The following is a 21,850-nucleotide window of genomic DNA, read 5'->3' on the forward strand; positions in this document are numbered from 1 at the left end:
AGCAACCACCAGCTCTCTGAAGCGATCCAAATAGATTACTCTTCTTCTTCATTGCTAAGTCGATTAAGTTATTGAAATTAATACTAAAAGATTTTAATGCAAAAGTCAATGGTTATTTATTGATTATTTTAAATTCTGTTTGCTACGAGCTGTTTTATGTTATTTTATATAATATAGGTTTGTAGAAGGGATGTATAACGATGGCTAAGAAAAAGGTTGGAATTATATTTGGTGGGAAATCAGCTGAGCACGAAGTTTCACTTCAATCAGCTAAAAATATTGTGGATGCAATAGATAAAAATAATTATGACGTAGTTTTAATTGGAATCGACAAAGAAGGAAAATGGCATTTAAATGATCAATCATCTTATCTGCTTCATGCAGAAGATCCCAAACTCATTCAATTAAATAAATCCGATGATGCAATAGCAATTGTTCCGGGAGAAGTTAATAATCAGCTTATTCATGCAACGGACGCTCTTGGGCTGGATCAGCTGGACGTAGTTTTTCCAATTGTACATGGGACATTAGGAGAGGACGGGAGTCTTCAAGGGATGATGCGCTTGGTGAATCTTCCTTTTGTAGGTCCAAGTGTGCTTGGTTCTGCTGTTTGTATGGATAAGGATATTGCTAAACGCCTCTTAAAAGGAGCGGGTATAAAAGTAGCCAAGGGCTTAACATATACTAGAGCAAAGAAAAGTAAAATAAACTTTCAGGAAGCTGTAGAGTTGCTGGGTACTCCTATGTTTATCAAGCCGGCTAATCAAGGATCTTCTGTAGGAGTAAGTAAGGTTTCAACAGAAGACGAATTTCATGAAGCGATTGAATCGGCGTTTCACTATGACCATAAAGTCGTTATTGAAGAAACTATTGTTGGTCGCGAGATAGAATGTTCTGTCCTGGGAAATGCGGATCCTATTGCTTCAAAGCTCGGAGAAATTTTACCGCGAACAGAATTTTATTCCTATGAGTCAAAGTATATTGATGAAAAGGGAGCAGAACTGTCTATTCCAGCAGATGTATCCGATGAAGTTACAAAAAAGATGCAGCAGGTGGCAATAGACGCCTTTGAAACCTTGCAATGTGAAGGTTTGGCCAGAGTGGACTTTTTCTTAACCAAAAACGGAGATATTTATGTAAACGAAGTAAACACCCTTCCTGGATTTACAAAGATAAGCATGTATCCAAAGCTGTGGGAAATAAGTGGAATTTCTTACTCAGAATTAATTAATAGGCTGTTGGAACTCGCAATAGAACGTCATCAGGCTGACCTTTCACTGAAAAGTTCAGTATAAAATTAAAAAGAAAAAAATAACACTAGCTGCTGCAAGCCGCTAGTGTTATTTGCTTAGCCATTAAATCTGCTGAATTTCTCCAATACAGGTATTCGATCTTTTTTAATTGGCTTTTCATCGAAATAGCCTAAATGAAGGAACCCAACGAGCTTTTCGTTTTCCCCAACACCTAAAATTTCTTTTACTTTTGGGTCATAAACATGTGGGTTTGTTCTCCAAACGACACCTAGCTGCTTTTCCCAAGCCAAAAGCCAGAAATTTTGAATCATTGCCGCAGTAGCACCGAAGTTTTCATCCCATAATTTTTGTGTATCAGGCTCTGCCATAAGTACGATTAGATAAGCATTTGCTTCATTAAGAAATGCTTCACGGTTTTCCTGTTTTTCTTCAGGATATGTGGAAGCTACTTTTTTAGCAAAGTCTGCTTTCTTGTCGGCACTGACAAAAATAAAACGCCATGGCTGGCGCATGCCGTGAGTTGGTGCCCAGATTGCGTCATTTAACAATTCAATAACAGCTTCCTCTGTTACTTCTCTATCATTATAGCCTTTTTTAACAGCACGCCTTTCGCGGATTATCTCTGCTAGCTGTGATTGGTTCTGTGTTTCTCTCATTTAATAAGCCTCCCAGTTCACCATTGCGAATATGTATATAATTGATAATTGTTTTCAATTAAATTGTAGCTGATAAGATAAGGAAAATCAACTATAGCGGTATTAGCTGCCGATAAATACACATAAATATAAGATGGATAAATCTCTTGCCATATGAATTATTTAACGTAATAATAGATAGGGTATTAAATGTATGGGAAATCATATCCATTTATGTGAATTAATTCACAGAAGGGGGAAAAAGTGAAAGCGTTCTTAGAAAAAAAGGGAGTTTCAATTTCAATCAAATCGTACTTGATTACGGCATTAAGCTACATGGCACTGGGTTTGTTTTCATCCTTAATCATTGGACTTATTATTAAAACGGCTGGGGAGCAATTAGGGAAATTAATAGGGGAAAATGCTGGAGCAGTTTTAGCCCTGGTTGAAATGGGCAGCTTTGCAATGGATCCTAAGATTATGGGTGGTGCGATAGGTGTTGCAATTGCATACGGATTAAAAGCACCCCCATTAGTATTGTTCTCAGCCTTATTTGCTGGAGCCTTTGGGGCAGATTTAGGGGGACCGGCCGGGAGTTATGTAACAGCATTGCTTGCAACAGAATTTGGTAAGTTAGTATATAAAGAAACAAGGGTAGATATTATTGTGACGCCATTTGTAACGATACTAGCAGGATTTTTGACAGGAACTTTTGTTGGTCCTCCAATTAATCAATTTATGATAGGATTCGGTGAAGTGATTAATTGGTCGACCGCACAGCAACCCTTTATTATGGGTATTTTAGTAGCAGTTCTAATGGGGCTTGCACTAACTGCACCACTTTCCAGTGCGGCAATTGCAATCATGCTTTCACTGGACGGACTAGCTGCGGGTGCTGCAACAATTGGCTGTGCAGCACAAATGATAGGTTTCGCAACAGCAAGTTACAGAGAAAATGGCTTTGGTGGATTTATAGCTCAAGGTTTAGGTACATCCATGCTACAGATCGCCAATGTTATAAAGAAACCAATTATTATTTTGCCACCCACAATCGCAGGTGCTATACTCGCTCCCTTCGCCACGGTCTGGTTAGGGTTAACCAGTAATCCATCGGGCGCAGGTATGGGAACCAGTGGGTTTGTTGGTCAAATTATGACTTTCGAATCAATGGGTTTTTCTATGGATGTTTTTTGGAGTATTTTAATACTGCATTTTATTGCACCCGCATTAATAACGTTGATACTGTCTGAATGGTTTAGAAAAAAAGGTTGGATAAAGCCTGGTGATATGAAAATTACCTACGAGTAACAGATGGGGAATTGAATCATCCTGTGTAAACTTAGTTAGTTAAATCAAAATAGACAGCTCTTTTGCCATTCGGGAATATTTACTGTCATCCTGCTGGATGGTAGACTATAGTAGTAGAATCATAGTAAGATTATTCAGTAAATGGGTGTAGAAATGCGAAATTTTTCCACAAGCGATAGTTGCGCCAACTTAGTGCATTCAAAACATGTAGAGTTTAGCCCTGTAACAGATAAAATTATTACTGGTGAGGATATAATTAGGCATGGCTCAGAAAGTGCGTGCTCCTTAGCTTTAATAGAAGTAAATAAAAATCGCAACTTTAAATGTACTATAAAAGAGGAGAAGATTTCGACGCAGAAAATTATAGGGGTGGAATAAAACACTGTTTTTACGGATTGCAGTTACAATCGGCAGAGTATGAGGTCATAGGAGGTTATAAAATGAATGAATTTATGAGTCGTGCAGTAGAATTAGCTGTTGATAATGTGAAGCAGGGCGGCCAGCCTTTTGGGGCTGTGCTGGTTAAAGGGAATGTGGCTGTATCTGAAGGTGTTAATGAGCTGCACTTGGAATATGACATAAGTGGACATGCAGAATTATTAGCAATGCGTAAGGCACAAAAAGATTATCAGACTAATGATCTGTCGGAATTTTCCATGTATGCCAGTGGCGAGCCATGCCCGATGTGTTTGACTGCAATGTATTTTGCCGGATTAAAAGAAGTGTATTATTGTGCAACCATTGAGGAGACTGCTGAAGCGGGATTAGGTAAATCCCGAGAAATCTATGAAGATTTAAGAAAAGTTAAGCAGGAGAGGAAATTGCAGATGGTTCGGATGCCTTTACAAGAGGGGCAGCCCAACCCAATGAAAATATGGGGAGAACGTAACTAGCTTTTGCTTTAAAGGCAGGCTGGGTTTTAATCCCGGCACTAGGGACTAGTCATACTATTCTCCTTCTTTGTTTACTAAGCTGGCATACGTATCTCAGGCAGAAAGTATAAGAATTGAAATGCTGCGATAAATTCTGTACAGAATACGAAAAATAAGAAAAAGAGATTATGGGGGATCAATAATGTTTCGAAAATTATATTATACGCCGGAAATAATGATTGCTTCTTTTGCCGGTGCAGCAGTAATTTTTTTGCTTTCCTTAGTAGAAGGAATCATTATAACCGACAATGAAGTAACAAGTATTTTAATACAAGGCATTATTCTTTCAGTTATCTATTTGATTGTTTACTTTGTAGCATTTTTCTTTCTGATTAATTTGTTTTATGATTTTTTGATAGGGAAGTTCAGCAGGAGTCTGACCACAATTATCATTCTAATAAATGCGAATGCAGTGTTGCTGGCAGGGGTATATGCTGACACTTCTCTTACTCTGTTTGAAGTGGTAGCAAATAATCTTGGTTTCTTTGCTGCAACGAGTATAGCAATCGTTTTCTTTTGTATGAAAAAGCCTGTCAAGAAGGCAAAGGCATAACCGCGGTATACAGTTGGGTGAATGAGGTCACAATTTTGTTGAAAACTTTATAATTGAAGTGTGCAAGGTCACAGCCAGCAGACTAGAGGAGTATTGTATGATAGAGTTGCAATGAATTTTACCAGCTGGAGGTTACAACCGTGACGTTTTACGAATTACTCGTTTTTATTCATATTTTTTCAGCCATATTGGGTATGGGACCAGGCTTTATAATGATCTACATAGTCACAAAAGCGTCCACGATGGCGGAACTGAAACATGCTTTCGCTATACGAAACCGACTTCATATTTTTGTAATGGTAGGAGGGACTTTATTACTGATTACAGGATTATGGATGGGATTTATACATACATATCTTTTTACTGAAGGATGGTATATCACAAGTTTGGCTCTATTTCTAATCGCATTGGCATTTGGTCCAATCGTGCTCTCGCCCAGATCCAAACCGATTAAGGCCATTTTGCATAACCATAAAGGGGATGAAATACCAGCAGAGTACTTACTCCTATCAAAGAAATTGTTTTTTTATGAGCGTATCGAAAATAGTATATTCTTGATTGTTATCGCGTTAATGATACTAAAACCCTTTTAACTATAAGAAACGAGCACATCAACAGTGATGTGTTCGTTTTTACTCTTTAAATCAAAATCAATCATAAACAACCATTGCAACTTTTTGTTTAACAGGGGGCTAAACAGGTAACTATATATTGCAAAGGATAAGGAATAGTGATATATTCAGTTAACTCATTTAAGAAAGGAGAGTAGCGTAGTGAGGAAAATAACATTAGAACAGGTATTTGAACATCCGATTACCCAAAAGTACCTTCAGCGCTCGGGAATCGCCCATGCAATCGCTGTTGCAGAATATGCATATATCTTTGCCAAAAAATACAATGTCAATACCGATCATGCTACAAAAGCAGCTCTTCTGCATGATGTCGGGCATTATACATGGTATCGCGATGGTGAATGGGATTATGAGCTTTATAGAGAAAACGACATTCACGCGATTAAAGGTGCAAGTCGTGCTCATAAATTGCTGATACGAATAGGAGAGGATCGTCACGCAGCAAAAGAAATAGCAGTGGCAATTCTACTTCATACAGACTCTTATTTACCAGAAGGTGAACTTCATTTAAAGCCATTACAACAGGTGGTCCATCTTGCTGATGAAGCAGATGAAGAAGCTGATGGGAATCATCATTACAAGAAGATAGACCAACATATAGCCTTAGAGCGCATCCGCGCATTAGATATACAAATTGACAGAGAAGAAAAGGGGGAAAAGAGTTCAAAAGAGCATGTCTAGTTTTACCCCCTCTCTACCCTAATTTTTCTCCCCAACCACTATAATTAAATCTCCTATAAACGAACGTAATTAAATGGTGTGCCTGTTATGTTAAACTAGTACTAACTATTATGTTAGGCGGGTATGTATAATGAAAAAATGGTCCCACGATACAGAAATTAATGCATCAATCGAGCAAGTTTGGAATTTACTCAATGGCTCTTTGGAAGATATGCAAAAGATTATGCCAAATGTGATTGAAAACAAGCCAATTAAAGTAACTGACGACGGTATTGGCAGTATTTACCGACAGAAGTACCAGGAGGGAAAGCGGATAAGTGAATATGATGTAGAAACACTTATTCATATGGACAAGCCAGACCATAAAGAATTAAAAGTGGGCTTCACTCTTGGGAATATGTTTGAGATTACTGCCTTGTATGAACTAGACAGGATTAATGAAGATGAGACGTATTTTCGCTATACTACGACAAATAAACCATTAAAAATTTTCTTGAAATTATTTATGTTACTGGCGAGTAATAAAATAGTGGTTCAGTTTGTTGAACGTGTTAAGAATGTTGCCGAAAACCAAAAAAATAACTAAGGCTGGCATGCCTCAGTTATTTTTTTTGTATGAGAGGAAGTGTTGGCAAAGCCTCTTAATCTATTTCATCTATCTTCGGCATTGTATGAATTCTCATCATATGTCTCCATTTGCGGATCACTTCGATCGAAGCCGCTTCTTCTTCCATATCGGATTAAATCATAGACTACTCTTCCATTGCTCGGCTGTCCATCAGGATAATACATCGGAATCGCATCAAATAATACAAAATAAAATGCATAAAAGACAAAACGGTTCCAGAAAGTTTCCATCCCAAGTAAATCGTTAGCTAACAACGCATTAATAAATAATGCAACGAGTATGTTAGCAAGCATAGGCGAAGAATAAATAATGACATGTGCCCATTTAGTATCTCTTTTGAGTGAATCATAGGTACACCAGCTGTACATAAAATAAAATCTTCTTATTTGAAATATAGAAAATTGAAAGAGATGAGGACCTGACCCAATTGTTATGCTTGCATCTTTTGCCCCAAAAGCCTTGCTGGTTAAGTAATATCCTAATTCCCTTATTATAGATACGACCGGAAGAATGATAAATACTGATATAACTAATGAAAAGAAATCATTTAATCCAAACAATCTACACACCTCAACACTTACTATAAAATAATCCATTTCATATAAGTAAAAGATACCCACAACAATAACAAGTTAAAACATTGCAGAGTTGCTTTACAATTAACAGCTTCTGCAATGTTCAATCAGTTTCCAGATATTCTTCTAATGTTAAACCTTCATTCATAATAGTTGTGGCAGCTTTTTTACCGACATAGCGTAAATGCCAAGGTTCATATTGATATTTTGTAATTTCTTCTTTTCCTTCTGGATAACGTATAATAAATCCAAATTCAGCAGCGTTCTCTTTAACCCATTTTCCTTCAGCGGTATCCCCGAATGCAGTGATCAATTTATTATTTACTTCAGGACTAGTTACATCCATCGATAGACCGGTCTGATGTTCACTCTCACCAGGCCTCGCACTAAACTGATTGGCTGCATCCTCACCATGCTGACTAGCATTCGAAGCAAAAATGGCGTCTTGTCGTTCATAAGAACGATAACCAGATTGAGCAAATAAATTCAATCCTTTTTTATCAGCTGCATTAAACATCTCCTCTAAAGCGTCAGCAGCTATTTTGCGAAGTTGTTTTTTGGGCAGGTCTTCTGTAAATGAAAACCGTACATTTGGAATAACCAGATCATCTGGAATATAGTCTTTGGGAAGGCCGTATTTTTTATTTACTAAAGCTAGTTGATCATATGGGTTTACTAAAACTTCGGTTCCACTATCTGTTGTAGTATTTTCAACTGTATAGGGAAGTCCTTTACCTGGTTTGAATTCATTTTCACCATCAGAAAAGAATTTCTCTACTGCTACGTTTGTCTCTTCATTATAAACCCCGGTTGCAAGTAAATTTTCATCCTGTAATTGGAAATCTGTTATTGCCCAGGTTGTTGTTTCGTCATAATCTCCATTTACAGTTAATTCATAACCAATTTCATTTAAAGCTTTTTGAAGCAATTGAACCTGTTCGCCATGGTCCTTTTTTTGTAAACTGGCCTTAGGCAATTGTAATTTTTCTTCCTCAGGTTCTTGCTTAATTACATCTGATTGTTTCCCTGACTCATTATTGTCTGATTTTTCCTCTGGCTCTATTTCTTGTTGATTATCTGTGGTGCAGGCTGTAACAAAAAATAATACAGATAAAACCGCTATGACAATAAGTAAGCTATTTTTAATCATGGTGATCGCTCCCTGTAGGAATATCGTACAAATTATATCACAAATGCCTGGCATTCTTATTTATTATTTTGCAAAGTAATTCCCATTTTCTCATAGTGTGGCTCAGGAGAGCAATAGTTTTCTTTAGTTTTCTTTGAAAAATATTCACTTGCACGTCTGAGCCTAATTTTCCATATTCATAGTATGAGTGACTGGGAAGGAGAATTCAGATGGGTAACGCAATTGCTGCACAGAGTGAAAAGTATGCTCTGATTACATTGTTGCTTTTTTGGTGTGCATTAATTGTTGTTTCGAGTGTTTATGTGACTACACCTTTGGTTGACACTTTTTCTAATTATTTTCATATTACACAAGCGATGGGTGCATGGACCAGTAGTATATTTTCTTTTTTTTATGCAGTTGGATTCCTTATGTTCGGCCCTCTTGCCGAACGGTATGGACGGAAACAGATTATTGTAGTTGGATTAGGATTGCTTACAGTAGTAACTGTCTTAATTGGATTTACGGATAACTTTCTCCTGTTGGTCACACTTCGAGGAGTTCAGGGATTCGTTGCAGCAACTTTTGCTCCAACAGCCTTAGCGTATGTATTCGATGTGTTTCCGAAACAGAAATTGGTTACGGTGATAGGCTTTATTAGCTTTGGTTTTGTAGTCGCGGGTATCTTTGGACAACTGATTGCTGGAATTATAAATCAAACGTTTGATTGGCAAGTGGTGTTTTTGTTTTTTGGAAGCATTTATCTTATTACCATGATTGCAGTGAGTATAATCTTACCTTCTAAAAGTAATAACAGAGAGAACACTTTTGGAATAAAAAATTACCTAGATGCTGTAGGAGTTATTTTCAATCAAAGGAATTTCGTCTTATGTTACCTTATTACCATTATGCTTCTTCTAACCTTTATTGGAATGTATACCGTGCTGGGAGATTATTTAGGAAGTTCCCCATTTTATTTATCAGAGGAGAAAATTCTTCTTGTACGATCTGCAGGTATAATTGGTATGCTGCTTTCACCATTTGCAGGTGTGTTTGTTAAGCGATTCGGATTGCTTTTTGTTCTGAAAATAAGTCTTAGCCTGGCTGTCGGTGGGTTATTCTTTATGGGAACCACTGCTCAATTTAGTATTATCGTTTTAGTCAGTGTCGTATTCGTTGCAGGTATTTCCTTGACCTTTCCTGTAATTATGATGCTAGTTGGCGAGTTGGGCGGAAAGCAACGAGGAGTAGCAGCATCTTTCTATGCATTTATTCTATTTATCGGAGCTACCCTGGGACCTGTAATTGGTATTTCTTTAATGAGTTTTGGAAGTTACTTTGTGACATTCACAGCGCTGGCTTCGTTATTGGGCATAGCATTAGTTGCAGCATTTTTTATTAAAATAAGCTAAAACCAGATTCATATACGAATGAATCTGGTTTTAGCTTATTAATTATCACCGTACAACTTGCAAATTTCTACAATTACATTCGTTGCTTTTTCCATATTATCTACTGAGATATATTCAAACTTACCGTGGAAATTCTCTCCTCCAGTAAAAATATTCGGTGTAGGTAATCCCATATAGGAAAGTTGGGATCCATCTGTTCCACCACGGACAGGCTGTACGATTGGTTCGATGTCCAGGTTTTTCATCGCTTGATGTGCTATGTCCACTATTTTTTTAACTGGCTCGATCTTTTCCCTCATATTGTAATATTGGTCTTCTATCTTTAGCTCTATTTTATTGTCTCCATATTTTTCCTTCATTTCGTTTGCAAAGTTCTTGATGGTTTCTTTTCGATGGTTAAAATTATCTATGTCAAAGTCTCGAATAATATATGTTGCTTCCGTTTGCTCAACATCCCCGTTCACTGCAATCAAATGATAAAATCCTTCATATTTCTCAGTGTGTTCAGGGGCCTCTGATTCCGGAAACTTACTAATAAATTCAGCAGCCATCTTTCCAGAATTAATCATTTTGTTTTTAGCTGTGCCGGGGTGAACACTATTACCTTTAAAAATAACCTGCGCTGCAGCAGCATTAAAGCTTTCATACTGTAATTCACCTAAAGGGCCACCATCTACTGTGTAGGCATAGGAAGCATCGAATCTTTTCACATCAAATTTATGTGGTCCGCGTCCAATTTCTTCGTCAGGTGTAAAAGCTACCCGAATTCTTCCATGTTTAATGTCAGGATTTTTAATGAGGTGAGCCATTGCTGTCATAATTTCGGTGATTCCAGCTTTATTGTCAGCACCCAGCAATGTAGTTCCGTCTGTGGTTAGTAGGGTATGGCCTTTATAGCTTTGCAGCTCTGGGAACTCTTTTGAAGATAGGACCACATTTAATTTTTCGTTAAGAATAATGTCTCCACCGTCAAAATTTTCTACAATTTGTGGATTCACATTTTTCCCGGTAAAATCAGTAGCAGTATCTAAATGTGCCAAAAAGCCAATGGTTGGTATGTCTTTATCTGTATTTGCAGGTAATGTGGCCATTACATATGCCTGATCATCAACAGTTACATCTTCCATTCCGATACTTTTCAATTCCTCGACTAACAGGTTTGCCAGTTCAAACTGTCCTGGTGTAGAAGGGGTTGTTTCGCTCTTTTCATTTGATTGTGTGTCGATTTTTGCGTAGGTAGTAAAACGCTGAATAAGTTCTTCTTTCATTTTATATTCATCTCCTATGTGTAATAATTGGTATATATTTATAATTATATCGTATCGATAAGTTATTTGATAAGAGGAATTACTATTAACTCAACTTTCGGAGAGTGAAATTGAGAAATCAGCCTTGATTGACTTAGTAAGGATGGAGATATACTGCTCTTCATCATCGTATTTGAAATAAAAGACGACACAATGAAATTAGAATTTTAAACTATTGAGAATGGCCGCTACGGAAAATACACTACGCTTTCACCACTCCGGGTACAAGTGCGACATCTACTCAGACTCACTTGTACCCGGAGCGGAAAGCAACAATGCCTCATTGAAATACTGTTATCGCAGGGCCAGCTACAAGTTTTCTAGGTGCACGAATTGAGCTTTAATTAATCGAATAGTAAATAAGAAAAAAAGGAAGTGTGCGTGAGTGATTAGGCAAGCTAAACTAGATGATGCAGAAAACCTGGCTTCATTAATACAAAGAGTGGAAAGCGAAAGTGCATATATGCTTTATGAAGCCGGTGAACGGGAATTTAATCCTGATAGACAGCAGAACATGATAGATACCTTATCGAAGCAGAATAATTCAGTTGTTTTTGTGGCAGAGGAAAGTAATCAACTCATCGGTTATCTTATTGCGGTCGGTGGCCAAGCAAGGAAAAATAAGCATTCAGCATACATCGTAATCGGTATAATATCGGAATATCATGGGAAGGGAATTGGCACATCTATGTTTGGTAAACTCGAACATTGGGCTATGAATCATGGAATACATCGGTTAGAATTAACAGTAATTACAGAAAACTTGCCGGGAATAAGATTATACGAAAAAATGGGTTTTAAAAAAGAAGGTATGAAAGAAAACTCGCTGTACACAAACGGCAGGTATGTAAACGAGTATTATATGAGTAAATTACTGGAGGGATAAAATGTCTTATTTAATCAGTGTTAATCGATTAAAAAGCAGATTGGAGAACAATCAGGGTAATACGGTTATAGTAGATGTCCGATTTCAATTAAATGATCCAGATGCAGGAAGAAAAGCGTATTTACATAATCATCTTCCGGGTGCAGTGTATATGGATTTAAATAAAGATCTATCAGGTAAACCCGAAAAGCATGGCGGAAACCATCCATTGCCGGATACTCGCCAGTTTGCAGCGAAAATAGGAAAGATTGGTATTGATCATGAGACTACAGTTGTTATTTATGATCAGGCAAATGACATGTTTGCTGCAAGATTATGGTGGCTGCTTGATTCTATGGGGCATGAAAAGGTTTACTTGTTAGAAGGTGGCTATGAACGGTGGGTGGCTGAAGGAAATGAAGTAACAGATGAAATCCCTGGACTGAAAGCAAGAAAATTTCAACCGGTATTTCGCGAAAACCAAACAGTAGATATAGAGGAATTAAAGGAAAAGCTTAAGGATAAATCGACGGTATTAATTGATTCCCGTGGCATAGACCGGTACTTAGGTATGGTGGAGCCTCTGTATGGTAAGGCCGGCCATATACCTGGCGCGAAAAACTATTTTTGGAAAGACGTTTTAAATGAAAAAGGGAATTGGAAAAAGAAAGAAGCGCTTGAAGAACATTTTGCCTCACTCTCTAAAGACCAAGAAATTATTGTATCATGCGGTTCCGGTGTATCGGCATGCCCAAATGTACTTGCATTAAAATCTGCGGGCTATAAAAATGTGAAGCTGTATCCTGGTAGTTTCAGTGACTGGATTTCCTATGATGATAATGAAATAGAGAAAAAGGAAGAATAAGAGATGGATGAGCAGCGTTGTGAATGGGTAACAAATGACCCACTCTATATAGAATATCATGATCAAGAATGGGGAAAACCGACACATAACGACCGGGAGCTATTTGAAATGCTTTGTTTGGAAGGAGCTCAAGCAGGGTTGAGCTGGATTACGATTTTAAAGCGCAGAGAGAATTATCGTGAAGCCTTTGATTTCTTTAATGCCAAGGTTATCAGTCAGTATAGTGATAATAAAATTGAAAGCCTTTTACAAAATGAAGGAATTATACGCAATAAACTTAAAGTGCGTTCAGTTGTGACAAACGCGCAAGCCTTTTTAAAGGTTCAAGAGGAGTTTGGTAGCTTCGATAATTACATTTGGCAATTTGTTGGTGGGGAAACAATTGATAATGACTGGAAAAGTCATGATGAGGTTCCCGCGACCACTAAAGAGTCGGAGAAGATGAGTAAGGATTTGAAAAAAAGAGGATTTAAGTTTATTGGCCCTACGATCTGTTATGCATTTATGCAGGCGACTGGTATGGTGAATGATCACACAAGGAACTGTTTCTTGCATAAAGAGAAGCGTTAAAATAAATGGTGTTCCACATTTAGTGGAACACCATTTTCATTCCTATAACTTAAATACTTTCAGCTCTTCATTAAGTTGTTCGGCGAGTTTTGCCAGTTCCTCTGCACTGTAAGAGACTTCTTCCATAGAGCTTGATGTTTGTTGTGCTGAAGCGGCAGCTTGTTCAACGCCTGCAGCAGATTCCTCCGAAACTGAGGCTACATCTTCAATTAAGTTGTTCATATCTATGCTATTTCCGGCAATGTCTTGTAGGTTTGTAGAAATAGATGAAAATTTAGTTACCATATCATTAACAGATGTATTTATAGATGAAAAGTTTTGACCTGTTTCCTCTATTTGAGTCGTTCCTTCCTTTACTTCGTTATAACCTGTATTTAGTGAGTCGACTACCTGATCGGTTTCTGACTGGATATTACGGACAATGGTAGTAATTTCACCAACTGAGGATGATACCTGTTCAGAAAGCTTCCTTACCTCATCTGCTACGACTGCAAAGCCTTTTCCATGTTCACCTGCTCTTGCAGCTTCAATTGCTGCATTTAATGATAATAGATTTGTTTGATCAGCAATGTTCTTAATGACTAGAACTAGTTTAGATATTTCATCAGATTGCTTATCCAGTCCTTGAACTTTATTTACCGCATCAGCGACAATTGAATCGATCTGTTTCATTTGGGCCACAGATTTTTCCATTAGGGAGGCTCCCTCAGTTGTCAGGGAAAGCACGTTATTGGATGTCGCAGTAATTTCTTGACCATTTTGTTCTGATAAACGAACCTTATGAACAAAATCATTCATTTTTTCAGATAAGTCGGAGGCGCTGTTTGCTTGTGTTTCAGCACCTGTAGAAAGCTCCTCCATCGTTACTGCAATTTGCTCATTTCCTTCTTTAACCTCATTAGCTGATTGTGTTAATTCTTCACTTCTTGTAGAGACTGAGCTGGAGGCTGAAGCGACTTTTAACAAGATGTTTTGGATATTGTTTTTCATTTGATTAACGGATCCGGCTAATTGACCAATCTCATCTTTTCCTTTGTAGTCCATAGACTCTACATTAAGATTTCCATTAGCAACTTCAGCGGTTATACCAACAACCTTCTTTAAGTTGGAGGTGATACTCCTGCTTATAATAAACATCAGTGTAAAGCCAAATAATACGGCTAGAACATTAGTAATAGACAGGATCAGAATGCTTGTATCCAGGCTGTTCTTGGCAGCTTGAACGGAAGCAGCCTGTTCACTGCTTATTAATCCCATTAATTCATCAACCTGCTCAATTGTTTCATTCCTGAGACGGGATGAGTAGTCGCGTAATGAGTTGGCCATAACATCCTGCCGATCTTCCACAGCAGCTACCATTCTATCTAAAAATGCATCATCAATTATTTTGTTGTTTCTTTGAATCTGATTAAAGAGCTCGGTTTGCTCTTCCGTTCTCATCATTGGATCCAGTTTTTCGGATATCGCATCGAATTCATTCTGAAAATCGACAAACAGATCAATGAATTTCTTATTTCTAGTAAGAAGAAAATCAGCAGACTGAACATCCTTTGCTTGAATGATCGTTGCTAACTTTGCCATTTCATTAACAAGTGAGCTATTTTCATCAATTGCTTCGATATCCTCTTTGCCCTCTTGTAACACCATGAAAACCATTGAGCCTGCTATCAAAAATAACAGCGCTGTAAGGAAAAATACAGACATATATTTACGGCCAATTCTGACATTTTTCAAATTAAACAGCTTACCTTTGAATAGATGATTACTGGAAAATTTATTTCTTTCCATTTTAGGTTTTAACCTCATTTTTGATTTACTCATCCTTATCCCCCAACCAGTAAAAAAATTCATTTCTTATTATATCGGCCAATGGTAACTAAACATAAAGTACTATTTGGACTTTTCGAAATAGAATTTTCTAACACTTGCAAAAGAGTAGTTATATCTTGTAAAATAGCAAATTGTGTGTGGGAAACGACACAATTTAAAATCTGGTAGGTGAATTAAATGGTATATTCAGCTTTTTTAGAAACGACAAAAGGAAAAAGCGAATTGAAGGAAGAATTGGATACATTAGAGATCCAGCTTTTTCGTTTGCAAAATAATATAAAAGAAATAGCAAAAAAATCCGAGGTTATCAGCATTGACCAAGCTGGAGACGATCAGTGGGTTGTTATATATGCAAACAAAGACAGCGCGACGTGTCAGATAATGCTTCATGAATGCACAAAACCTTTTCGGGGAGATTGGGATTCTGCAATTCAAGCGGAATATAAAAATGATCATACAATTCACATCGCAGATATTAAAGGTAAGGAAAATAAGGGGTATGGATCTGTTTTAATGAAGCATTTAAAAGAGATTGCACGGGAAGAAAACGTTCAATATATTACTGGCGATATTGTGGAAAGAGACTTTGATCATGTAAATCGACTAAAGCATTTTTACAGTAAGCATAATTTTGATGTGAAAGTTGATCATCAGGAGCAATGTGGAGAGATAATTTGGAATGAAGGATAATGAGGCTGTTTCTTAATTTGAAATGGTCATTTTTTTAGGTTCTATTCGTATAGTTTGTCGCTATTGATATAAAAGACGACGTAATGAAAATTTAAATTCATGACATTTTTTATCTTTCTGATGATGGTTGAGCGCCTCGATTCGCTCCGGCAGAACACTTCGCTTTCCATGGGCACGGCCTCAGCCTCCTCAGAAGCAAAGAACGCTTCTTCCGGGGTCTTCGGACACGTGCTGTTCCCATAGGAGTCTGCGTATTCTGCCTACGCTGATAAAGATTTCTTGATTTTCCAGCGGCAGAAAATGTAAGACTCCTCGAAAAACATCCGCATTTTCTTCGTGAGATTTAATATTGCCGAAGCTTTACTGCAGGGTCTTTATCAGGGACTGGGACTGCGATTACTCGCCGCATCGAAAACTATCTGTAATTACTCGTCCCTACACAAGGCTTTGGTGCCCGCAGGAGTGGACTGACCGTAGCGAAAGTCAAAAAAATATAAGCATTATATGAATTTTTTATAACATTGCACAATGGCCAGCGCAGGAAATATACGAAGACTCCAGCGCAAGCCCGCGGAAAGCGAAGTGTATTTCCGGAGCGGTTAGCTATTCCAGTAACAAGTTACTTCTTCTTATATAGAAAAGTTGTAAGTCGGTAACGAGTAATCGGAGGTTCAGGTACCGCTCCAGCTTTAAAAAAAGCTTTTTTATCCAGTTTTCATGGGTGTTCATGAAAACTGGATAGTTGAGAAATAATTATTACAATCGTGGTGGTTTACGGTGCAAAGTAACTTGCTCGTATGCATAAGCGAGTTCAATCAGTTTGGGTTCCGTAAACGCAGTTCCGGTGAATGTTACACTAACTGGCATACCGTCCTTTGTGTACCCCGCAGGTACCGTAATTGATGGATATCCGGCTCTCGCGGCTATGTCACATCCAGCATAATTTATAAATAATAATGCATCTACATTATACTTTTCTATTACCGAATCGATTCCTGAAATCTGGGAGGTTCTAAGGTCAGCTAACCTGTCTGTAATGTATTCAGGTTCAGTTAAAGCTCCACTTTTAGCCTCTGATTCTAGTAAAACTGTTTGACCATACTTTAATGTTTCCTTAGGGTGAGTTTGATTGTAGGTAATCACATCTAAAAGTGAGCGTATTGAACTATTTGATTTTCCTAAATATGCATTTAATCCACTTTTAAATTCATGAAACATTACACTGGATTTTGGGAGTTCAGATGGCAACTCTTCTATGTCAAACAATAATGCACCTGAATTTTCCATGTCCGTTAAAGCTTGGTTAAATAGAAGTAATTCATTTTTATCAAATGCGGATAAATAATTTTGGACTACGCCTATTCTGGCATTTTTAAGCCCTTCCTTATTTAAGTATGGTGTGTAATTAGTAGTTATCTCTCCAGTTAATGCAGTAGCTGGATCCTCTTCATCCGTTCCTGTAAGGACTCCTAGTGCCAGTACAGCATCTTCTATAGTTTTAGCCATTGGCCCCGCCGTATCCTGACTGTTTGCTATTGGTATAATTCCTGTTCGGCTGATCAGCCCAACTGTCGGTTTAATTCCGACAAGAGAATTTCTGCTGGCAGGGCTAAGGATAGATCCACTTGTTTCGGTGCCCAGCGCAATAGCAGCAAAGTTTGCAGCAATACCCGCGCCTGATCCCGCACTGGAGCCCCCTACATCAAATCTTCCAGGTCCATAAGGGTTTAACACTTGCCCGCCATGCGAACTGTAACCATTCGGCATATTCTTTGTCATGAAATTTGCCCACTCGGTTAAATTAGTCTTTCCTAATATGATAGCGCCGGCTTCACGAAGCTTTTTTGTAACAAAAGCATCTTCCTGCGCATAATGACTTGCTAGTGCTGAAGAGCCGGCAGTAGTATGCATTTTATCAGCTGTATTAATGTTATCTTTGATTAAAACTGGAATCCCATGTAGAGGACCGCGAATCCCTGTTTGATTTCGTTCAACATCTCTGGCTTCAGCAATGTGCAGTGCATCTGGATTTATTTCTAAAATTGCATTGATGTTTGGACCGCTGCTGTTGTATTTGGCTATTTGATCCAAATACATGATAGTAAGTTTTCTGGATGTTATTTCACCTGTTTCTAGTGCGTGCTGCATTTCAGTGATTGTAGCTTCGCTTAGATTAAATGCTTTATTTAGCATGGTAAACCTCCACTCTTTTTTAGGGTTGTCTTTTATATATTCTACTATGAAACGGTTATTCCTGTAGCGGTATATTTTATTATGGGTGAATACCTATTCTAAACTAAATTGACATTAACAAGAAAGAGAGTGGTCAATGCAATATATCACACTAAATAATTGCCTTCGTATGCCGCAGCTGGTCTTTGGCGTATGGCAGGTATCAGATGAAGAAGTAACTCTCGCAGTAGAAAAAGCACTTGAGGTAGGTTACCGTGAGGCCTCCTTAAAATTAAGAATTATGAAATTATTATCTTCCAAAAGTTAATATTAGACAAGAGATTTATTCCTTTTTGAAAATATAAGTTCGAGCAAATTCATTCACACTTCAAATAGTAATTAAAGCTTGATTGCATAGCCTTTCGAAAAAGAGTAGCAATATTTTGTGTTCTCTAGTAGAATAATAATAATCTTGTTCAACCATTTTGAAAGGAGTGATGTTTTATGACTGTAACTAAACAAATTCTAGTTAACCAAAAAAACATTAGGAACAAAATGGAGGGACTGTCGGCGTAGTTTGACCTTTCCTCCACTATTAAGGAGGAAAATATTATTGAATAAGCTTGAAGAACTGGGATGGGATTATTCTGTCCAGGATATTGAAAAACAAATGATTGCACGTGTAATAACGGTGCAGAAAAATAGTTTTCGAATTTCTGATGGAAACTTGGAATTCATAGCTCATCTAAGTGGGAAATTTTTAAATGAAGCAATTGATTCATTCGATTTTCCGGCAGTTGGTGATTGGGTAGAAGTCCAGAAGTTATCAGGTGAGCGAAAAGCAGTTATTAAACGTGTATTGCCACGTAAAAGTCAGTTCGTACGTCAAGCCGCAGGAGTGAAAACAGAGGCCCAACTAGTGGCTGCTAATATAGATACTGTTTTCATCGTTAATTCAATGAATAATGACCTAAGTATCAGACGTATTGAGCGATATATCTTATCCACTTATGAAAGTGGTGCAACGCCTGTTGTTGTGTTAACAAAAAAAGATGAATGCTCACTAGATAAAGTGACTGAGATTATTTCACAGGTAGAAAAAGTTGCGATAGGTGTTCCTATCGTTGCCATTAGTAGCGTAACGAGAGATGGTATTCGTGACCTTCTGGAATTCTTACCTCCAAAAAGAACAGGAGCACTACTTGGCTCATCTGGCGTTGGAAAATCTACGTTAGTAAACGTATTGCTTGGAAAAGATGTGCAACATACCAAAGATGTCAGGGAGGATGATAGCAAGGGTCGTCATACCACCACATATCGTGAAATGTTTTTGTTGCCAAATGGTGCTTTATTAATTGATACACCTGGTATGAGAGAATTGCAACTGTGGGAAGGTGAATCTGCAATTGAATCGACTTTCCAAGATGTTGGATTATTAGTAGAGGGATGTCGTTTTATCGATTGCCAGCATGACACTGAACCAGGGTGTAGCATAAAAGAGGCTATTGAAGCCGGTAAGCTATCAGAAGATCGTTTCCATAGTTATATAAAACTTCAACGGGAGCTCGCTTATGAGAAAAGAAAGCAGGATCAAAAGGCACAATTAGTAGAAAAGAACAGGTGGAAGCGGGTTTTTAAAGACCAGAAAAGCAAATATAAGAAACGTAATATAAGATAAGTGACAAAAGCCTCTTTATTGGTTTAAAGAGTATATTTAGAGGTGCAATCATACAAGTCGCAAGTTAAATCTCATGGTATTTCAATATTGAAATACCATGAGACTTTTTGTTGTCTTAATCAGGCATTAGTACATTTCATTATGTAAATTATAGATTAAACAACAAGGTGATTCACAATAGTTGAAATAATTATTTCCAGTGCGTGATTTTCTGTGATTTAGTATGTGGATTTGTAGTTGGTAATAAAGGTATATGATTACACATGTTAAAATTATAGTAAAAGTGACTCTGTGAAAGGTACTAAACTCCCTTAGATAGTTTCAATTCACTCGTAAATGCTCGTTTATTCGCAGGATTTTTAAAAAAGTTAACAAATAAATATCGATTAGAAAGTGGTGGCTTTTATCTTAAAGACATTTAATTATAAAAAAATAATTAGTGTGCTAATATTATCAATCATTATTATATTTTCCTTTTTTATAGCCTTTCACTATGTGTCTTACGGCAAAATACTTGATAATAATAGGGAGTCTATTGAAGTTACAGAAAAAAAAGACTTTGAGAGTTTGAAAAGTAAAGATATAAACTTACTTGAACAACTCGGATTCAGTGAGAGGGAAATTAAAACGATTCAGGAAATAGATCTGGAATCTTTAACTTTAAGCGATTGGATTTTTCAATTAGAAATGTATGATAATAATTCAATAAACCCAGATGATTTAGTATTAAGTGAAATAAATTCCCATAGTGAAGATAATGAAGGAGATATTGTTAATATCAATGTAAATCCAGTTGAAACCATTTATAAAGATGAAGAAAATGGCGGAGGTAAAACTTTTTACACCAAACTTCATTATACGGTGGATATAGAAAAACCAATGCTTCTCCAATCACAAGACCAATTTAATTTAAAATACAATAACTGGTATCCCTTTTTTGGATATGCTAAACTTCGTTACATTTCAACAAAAGGAGAAGTATATGAAGAGTTTGTATCTAATGAAGAAACAAGTTATGGAAATGAGCCGTTAGAATTCGAAGTGAGAAAAAAGAGGAATGGAGATATGTTTTATTTATCAGGAATTTCAGGAATGTATATTTTGAAAAGTCAAGTTGACCTTTCTCTTTATGCGGAATATACGCATCATCAATTGATTAAAAGTAATGTACTAGGCAAACATTGGTCAGATTGGATTTGGATATCTAATTAAGCTACATAGTGCGTTTCTTAAAAGATTACATCCTTGTTCAATTAACGGGGAAATTATGAAAAACGATTTAATCCAACTCAATATTTTGAAAAAATAATAAAATGTAATGTATTTGAAGGGATTTGGGGTGAATCATATTGGTTAAGCTACGTAATTTGGTCTCTAAAATATAAATAGCTATTAGGAGGCTAACAATGAAAATTGATAAATCTTCAAAAATAATTCCTTTTTATGGTGGGCTAAAACCTGATTTGTTTGAAATTGAAAGAAGATGTATGGATAGAGACGGCAAGGTCATTAAATACCTGGATTCGTTTTTACCTAATGGTGCTGTCTTAGACGTTGGGGCAGGAAATGGGTATACAGCAGAAAAGCTGATGCGTGTCCTATGGAACCAGATGAAAAGATGATTGACCTAAGTAAAGATTTGATTTGGTCTAATGGTGTTGCTCAGTCGATACCTTTTCATTCAAATACTTTTGATGCGATGTATTCCACTTGGGCATTCTTTTTTGATGGTATTACTGATATTGATGATGGTTTAAATGAAGTTGAAAGAGTTGTTAAAGATAAAGGGCGTATTATTATAGTAGATAATTATGGGGAAGATGAATTTTGTTCTTTCTCACCACATAAGATTTCGAGCTCTGTGTCTCAATGGGAAGAGCGAGGATTTAAATACGATATAATAAATACAGAATTTATTTTTAATACTGTTGAAGAAGCAAAAAAACTTCTAAGCTTCTATTTTGGAGAACAAGGTAATAATGTCAATAAAACGAGACTTGAATATAAAGTTGTTGCATTTACAAAGATAGTAAATCAAATCTAAATATTTCTGCTAGGGAACACTCTTAGTTGACCGGGGCTGGGGTAAGAGTAAGGTATTAATTAAAGCGAGAGTTATTAAACTATAGGGGGCA

General features: G+C 37.0%; 22 protein-coding genes, 1 pseudogene and 1 other annotated feature (1 of these 24 cut by a window edge). Of the genes and pseudogenes, 17 read left to right on the plus strand and 6 right to left on the minus strand.

Annotation, left to right across the window (positions count from 1 at the left end):
• Positions 1–61 (minus strand) — a binding site (T-box leader) (it extends 186 nt beyond the left edge of the window).
• A gap of 139 nt (positions 62–200) precedes the next feature.
• Positions 201–1,295 (plus strand): D-alanine--D-alanine ligase, encoded by a 1,095-nt coding sequence (gene ddlA / locus QGM71_RS13785; RefSeq protein WP_327608150.1) that lies wholly within the window; start codon positions 201–203, stop codon positions 1,293–1,295.
• A gap of 53 nt (positions 1,296–1,348) precedes the next feature.
• Here ddlA and QGM71_RS13790 read toward each other — a convergent pair whose 3' ends face one another.
• Positions 1,349–1,909: a nitroreductase family protein gene (locus QGM71_RS13790; protein ID WP_327608151.1), complete on the minus strand. Its 561-nt coding sequence runs from the start codon at positions 1,907–1,909 to the stop codon at positions 1,349–1,351.
• A gap of 243 nt (positions 1,910–2,152) precedes the next feature.
• On the opposite strand from QGM71_RS13790, the gene QGM71_RS13795 reads away from it, so the two are divergent.
• The 6 genes from QGM71_RS13795 (at position 2,153) to QGM71_RS13820 (ending at position 6,580) form a co-directional block, all read left to right on the plus strand.
• A complete protein-coding gene (locus tag QGM71_RS13795; protein ID WP_327608152.1) occupies positions 2,153–3,196 on the plus strand; it encodes a PTS transporter subunit IIC in 1,044 nt (347 codons plus the stop codon).
• Positions 3,197–3,636: 440 nt separating this feature from the next.
• Entirely contained in the window at positions 3,637–4,089 is a 453-nt protein-coding gene (locus QGM71_RS13800; protein ID WP_327608153.1) for a nucleoside deaminase, read from the plus strand.
• A 181-nt stretch (positions 4,090–4,270) separates the two neighbouring features.
• Positions 4,271–4,681, plus strand: coding sequence for a hypothetical protein (locus QGM71_RS13805; protein WP_327608154.1), 411 nt, complete (start codon positions 4,271–4,273; stop codon positions 4,679–4,681).
• A 140-nt stretch (positions 4,682–4,821) separates the two neighbouring features.
• Entirely contained in the window at positions 4,822–5,274 is a 453-nt protein-coding gene (locus QGM71_RS13810) for a DUF2269 family protein (RefSeq protein WP_327608155.1), read from the plus strand.
• Positions 5,275–5,454: 180 nt separating this feature from the next.
• Positions 5,455–5,994: an HD domain-containing protein gene (locus tag QGM71_RS13815; RefSeq protein ID WP_327608156.1), complete on the plus strand. Its 540-nt coding sequence runs from the start codon at positions 5,455–5,457 to the stop codon at positions 5,992–5,994.
• A gap of 130 nt (positions 5,995–6,124) precedes the next feature.
• A complete protein-coding gene (locus tag QGM71_RS13820; RefSeq protein WP_327608157.1) occupies positions 6,125–6,580 on the plus strand; it encodes an SRPBCC family protein in 456 nt (151 codons plus the stop codon).
• A 65-nt stretch (positions 6,581–6,645) separates the two neighbouring features.
• On the opposite strand, the gene QGM71_RS13825 is transcribed toward QGM71_RS13820, so the two are convergent.
• Together QGM71_RS13825 and QGM71_RS13830 are read right to left on the minus strand one after the other, a co-directional pair.
• Entirely contained in the window at positions 6,646–7,182 is a 537-nt protein-coding gene (locus tag QGM71_RS13825) for a hypothetical protein (RefSeq protein ID WP_327608158.1), read from the minus strand.
• Between the two features lie 118 nt (positions 7,183–7,300).
• Positions 7,301–8,347, minus strand: coding sequence for a D-alanyl-D-alanine carboxypeptidase family protein (locus QGM71_RS13830; RefSeq protein WP_327608159.1), 1,047 nt, complete (start codon positions 8,345–8,347; stop codon positions 7,301–7,303).
• 209 nt (positions 8,348–8,556) lie between these two features.
• Here QGM71_RS13830 and QGM71_RS13835 point away from each other — a divergent pair, with 209 nt between their 5' ends.
• The gene (locus tag QGM71_RS13835; RefSeq protein WP_327608160.1) at positions 8,557–9,738 is read left to right on the plus strand and encodes an MFS transporter; all 1,182 of its coding nucleotides are present in this window, start codon (positions 8,557–8,559) and stop codon (positions 9,736–9,738) included.
• Positions 9,739–9,776: 38 nt separating this feature from the next.
• On the opposite strand, the gene pepT is transcribed toward QGM71_RS13835, so the two are convergent.
• The gene (gene pepT / locus QGM71_RS13840; protein WP_327608161.1) at positions 9,777–11,006 is read right to left on the minus strand and encodes a peptidase T; all 1,230 of its coding nucleotides are present in this window, start codon (positions 11,004–11,006) and stop codon (positions 9,777–9,779) included.
• Between the two features lie 424 nt (positions 11,007–11,430).
• Here pepT and QGM71_RS13845 point away from each other — a divergent pair, with 424 nt between their 5' ends.
• The 3 genes from QGM71_RS13845 to QGM71_RS13855 are packed head-to-tail and all read left to right on the plus strand — an operon-like array spanning position 11,431 to position 13,345.
• A complete protein-coding gene (locus tag QGM71_RS13845; protein WP_327608162.1) occupies positions 11,431–11,931 on the plus strand; it encodes a GNAT family N-acetyltransferase in 501 nt (166 codons plus the stop codon).
• Position 11,932: 1 nt separating this feature from the next.
• Positions 11,933–12,775: a sulfurtransferase gene (locus tag QGM71_RS13850; protein WP_327608163.1), complete on the plus strand. Its 843-nt coding sequence runs from the start codon at positions 11,933–11,935 to the stop codon at positions 12,773–12,775.
• A 3-nt stretch (positions 12,776–12,778) separates the two neighbouring features.
• Positions 12,779–13,345 carry a DNA-3-methyladenine glycosylase I gene (locus QGM71_RS13855; protein WP_327608164.1) on the plus strand — a complete coding sequence of 189 codons (567 nt, stop codon included), beginning with the start codon at positions 12,779–12,781 and terminating at the stop codon, positions 13,343–13,345.
• A 42-nt stretch (positions 13,346–13,387) separates the two neighbouring features.
• Here QGM71_RS13855 and QGM71_RS13860 read toward each other — a convergent pair whose 3' ends face one another.
• Positions 13,388–15,166, minus strand: coding sequence for a methyl-accepting chemotaxis protein (locus tag QGM71_RS13860; RefSeq protein ID WP_327608165.1), 1,779 nt, complete (start codon positions 15,164–15,166; stop codon positions 13,388–13,390).
• A 186-nt stretch (positions 15,167–15,352) separates the two neighbouring features.
• Between QGM71_RS13860 and QGM71_RS13865 the strand changes: the two genes are divergently transcribed.
• On the plus strand, positions 15,353–15,865 hold the full coding sequence (locus tag QGM71_RS13865; RefSeq protein WP_327608166.1) for a GNAT family protein: 513 nt from the start codon (positions 15,353–15,355) through the stop codon (positions 15,863–15,865).
• A gap of 756 nt (positions 15,866–16,621) precedes the next feature.
• On the opposite strand, the gene QGM71_RS13870 is transcribed toward QGM71_RS13865, so the two are convergent.
• A complete protein-coding gene (locus tag QGM71_RS13870) occupies positions 16,622–18,058 on the minus strand; it encodes an amidase family protein (RefSeq protein WP_327608167.1) in 1,437 nt (478 codons plus the stop codon).
• Between the two features lie 136 nt (positions 18,059–18,194).
• Here QGM71_RS13870 and QGM71_RS13875 point away from each other — a divergent pair.
• The 5 genes and pseudogenes from QGM71_RS13875 to QGM71_RS13895 all read left to right on the plus strand — a co-directional run.
• A pseudogene (locus tag QGM71_RS13875) lies at positions 18,195–18,311 on the plus strand (aldo/keto reductase); the annotation flags it as partial.
• A gap of 396 nt (positions 18,312–18,707) precedes the next feature.
• The gene (gene rsgA, locus QGM71_RS13880) at positions 18,708–19,715 is read left to right on the plus strand and encodes a ribosome small subunit-dependent GTPase A (RefSeq protein ID WP_407703035.1); all 1,008 of its coding nucleotides are present in this window, start codon (positions 18,708–18,710) and stop codon (positions 19,713–19,715) included.
• Positions 19,716–20,111: 396 nt separating this feature from the next.
• Entirely contained in the window at positions 20,112–20,927 is an 816-nt protein-coding gene (locus QGM71_RS13885; protein ID WP_327608169.1) for a hypothetical protein, read from the plus strand.
• Positions 20,928–21,121: 194 nt separating this feature from the next.
• Positions 21,122–21,337 carry a methyltransferase domain-containing protein gene (locus tag QGM71_RS13890; protein WP_327608170.1) on the plus strand — a complete coding sequence of 72 codons (216 nt, stop codon included), beginning with the start codon at positions 21,122–21,124 and terminating at the stop codon, positions 21,335–21,337.
• The gene (locus QGM71_RS13895; RefSeq protein ID WP_327608171.1) at positions 21,316–21,759 is read left to right on the plus strand and encodes a class I SAM-dependent methyltransferase; all 444 of its coding nucleotides are present in this window, start codon (positions 21,316–21,318) and stop codon (positions 21,757–21,759) included. The genes QGM71_RS13890 and QGM71_RS13895 overlap by 22 nt, the downstream gene beginning before the upstream one ends.
• The last annotated feature ends 91 nt before the right edge of the window (positions 21,760–21,850 follow it).

It is taken from the genome of Virgibacillus tibetensis (assembly GCF_036026595.1).
Taxonomy (GTDB): domain Bacteria; phylum Bacillota; class Bacilli; order Bacillales; family Amphibacillaceae; genus Virgibacillus_P; species Virgibacillus_P tibetensis.

Excerpts from the sequence above, each read along its gene's own strand:
- QGM71_RS13850 (WP_327608163.1), top strand. The coding sequence starts at position 11,933 with ATGTCTTATTTAATCAGTGTTAATCGATTAAAAAGCAGATTGGAGAAC.
- QGM71_RS13790 (WP_327608151.1), bottom strand. The coding sequence starts at position 1,909 with ATGAGAGAAACACAGAACCAATCACAGCTAGCAGAGATAATCCGCGAA.
- QGM71_RS13855 (WP_327608164.1), top strand. The coding sequence starts at position 12,779 with ATGGATGAGCAGCGTTGTGAATGGGTAACAAATGACCCACTCTATATA.
- QGM71_RS13870 (WP_327608167.1), bottom strand. The coding sequence starts at position 18,058 with ATGCTAAATAAAGCATTTAATCTAAGCGAAGCTACAATCACTGAAATG.
- rsgA (WP_407703035.1), top strand. The coding sequence starts at position 18,708 with ATGATTGCACGTGTAATAACGGTGCAGAAAAATAGTTTTCGAATTTCT.
- pepT (WP_327608161.1), bottom strand. The coding sequence starts at position 11,006 with ATGAAAGAAGAACTTATTCAGCGTTTTACTACCTACGCAAAAATCGAC.
- QGM71_RS13820 (WP_327608157.1), top strand. The coding sequence starts at position 6,125 with ATGAAAAAATGGTCCCACGATACAGAAATTAATGCATCAATCGAGCAA.
- QGM71_RS13805 (WP_327608154.1), top strand. The coding sequence starts at position 4,271 with ATGTTTCGAAAATTATATTATACGCCGGAAATAATGATTGCTTCTTTT.
- QGM71_RS13890 (WP_327608170.1), top strand. The coding sequence starts at position 21,122 with ATGAAAATTGATAAATCTTCAAAAATAATTCCTTTTTATGGTGGGCTA.
- QGM71_RS13800 (WP_327608153.1), top strand. The coding sequence starts at position 3,637 with ATGAATGAATTTATGAGTCGTGCAGTAGAATTAGCTGTTGATAATGTG.
- QGM71_RS13860 (WP_327608165.1), bottom strand. The coding sequence starts at position 15,166 with ATGAGTAAATCAAAAATGAGGTTAAAACCTAAAATGGAAAGAAATAAA.
- ddlA (WP_327608150.1), top strand. The coding sequence starts at position 201 with ATGGCTAAGAAAAAGGTTGGAATTATATTTGGTGGGAAATCAGCTGAG.
- QGM71_RS13895 (WP_327608171.1), top strand. The coding sequence starts at position 21,316 with ATGGAACCAGATGAAAAGATGATTGACCTAAGTAAAGATTTGATTTGG.
- QGM71_RS13830 (WP_327608159.1), bottom strand. The coding sequence starts at position 8,347 with ATGATTAAAAATAGCTTACTTATTGTCATAGCGGTTTTATCTGTATTA.
- QGM71_RS13865 (WP_327608166.1), top strand. The coding sequence starts at position 15,353 with ATGGTATATTCAGCTTTTTTAGAAACGACAAAAGGAAAAAGCGAATTG.
- QGM71_RS13835 (WP_327608160.1), top strand. The coding sequence starts at position 8,557 with ATGGGTAACGCAATTGCTGCACAGAGTGAAAAGTATGCTCTGATTACA.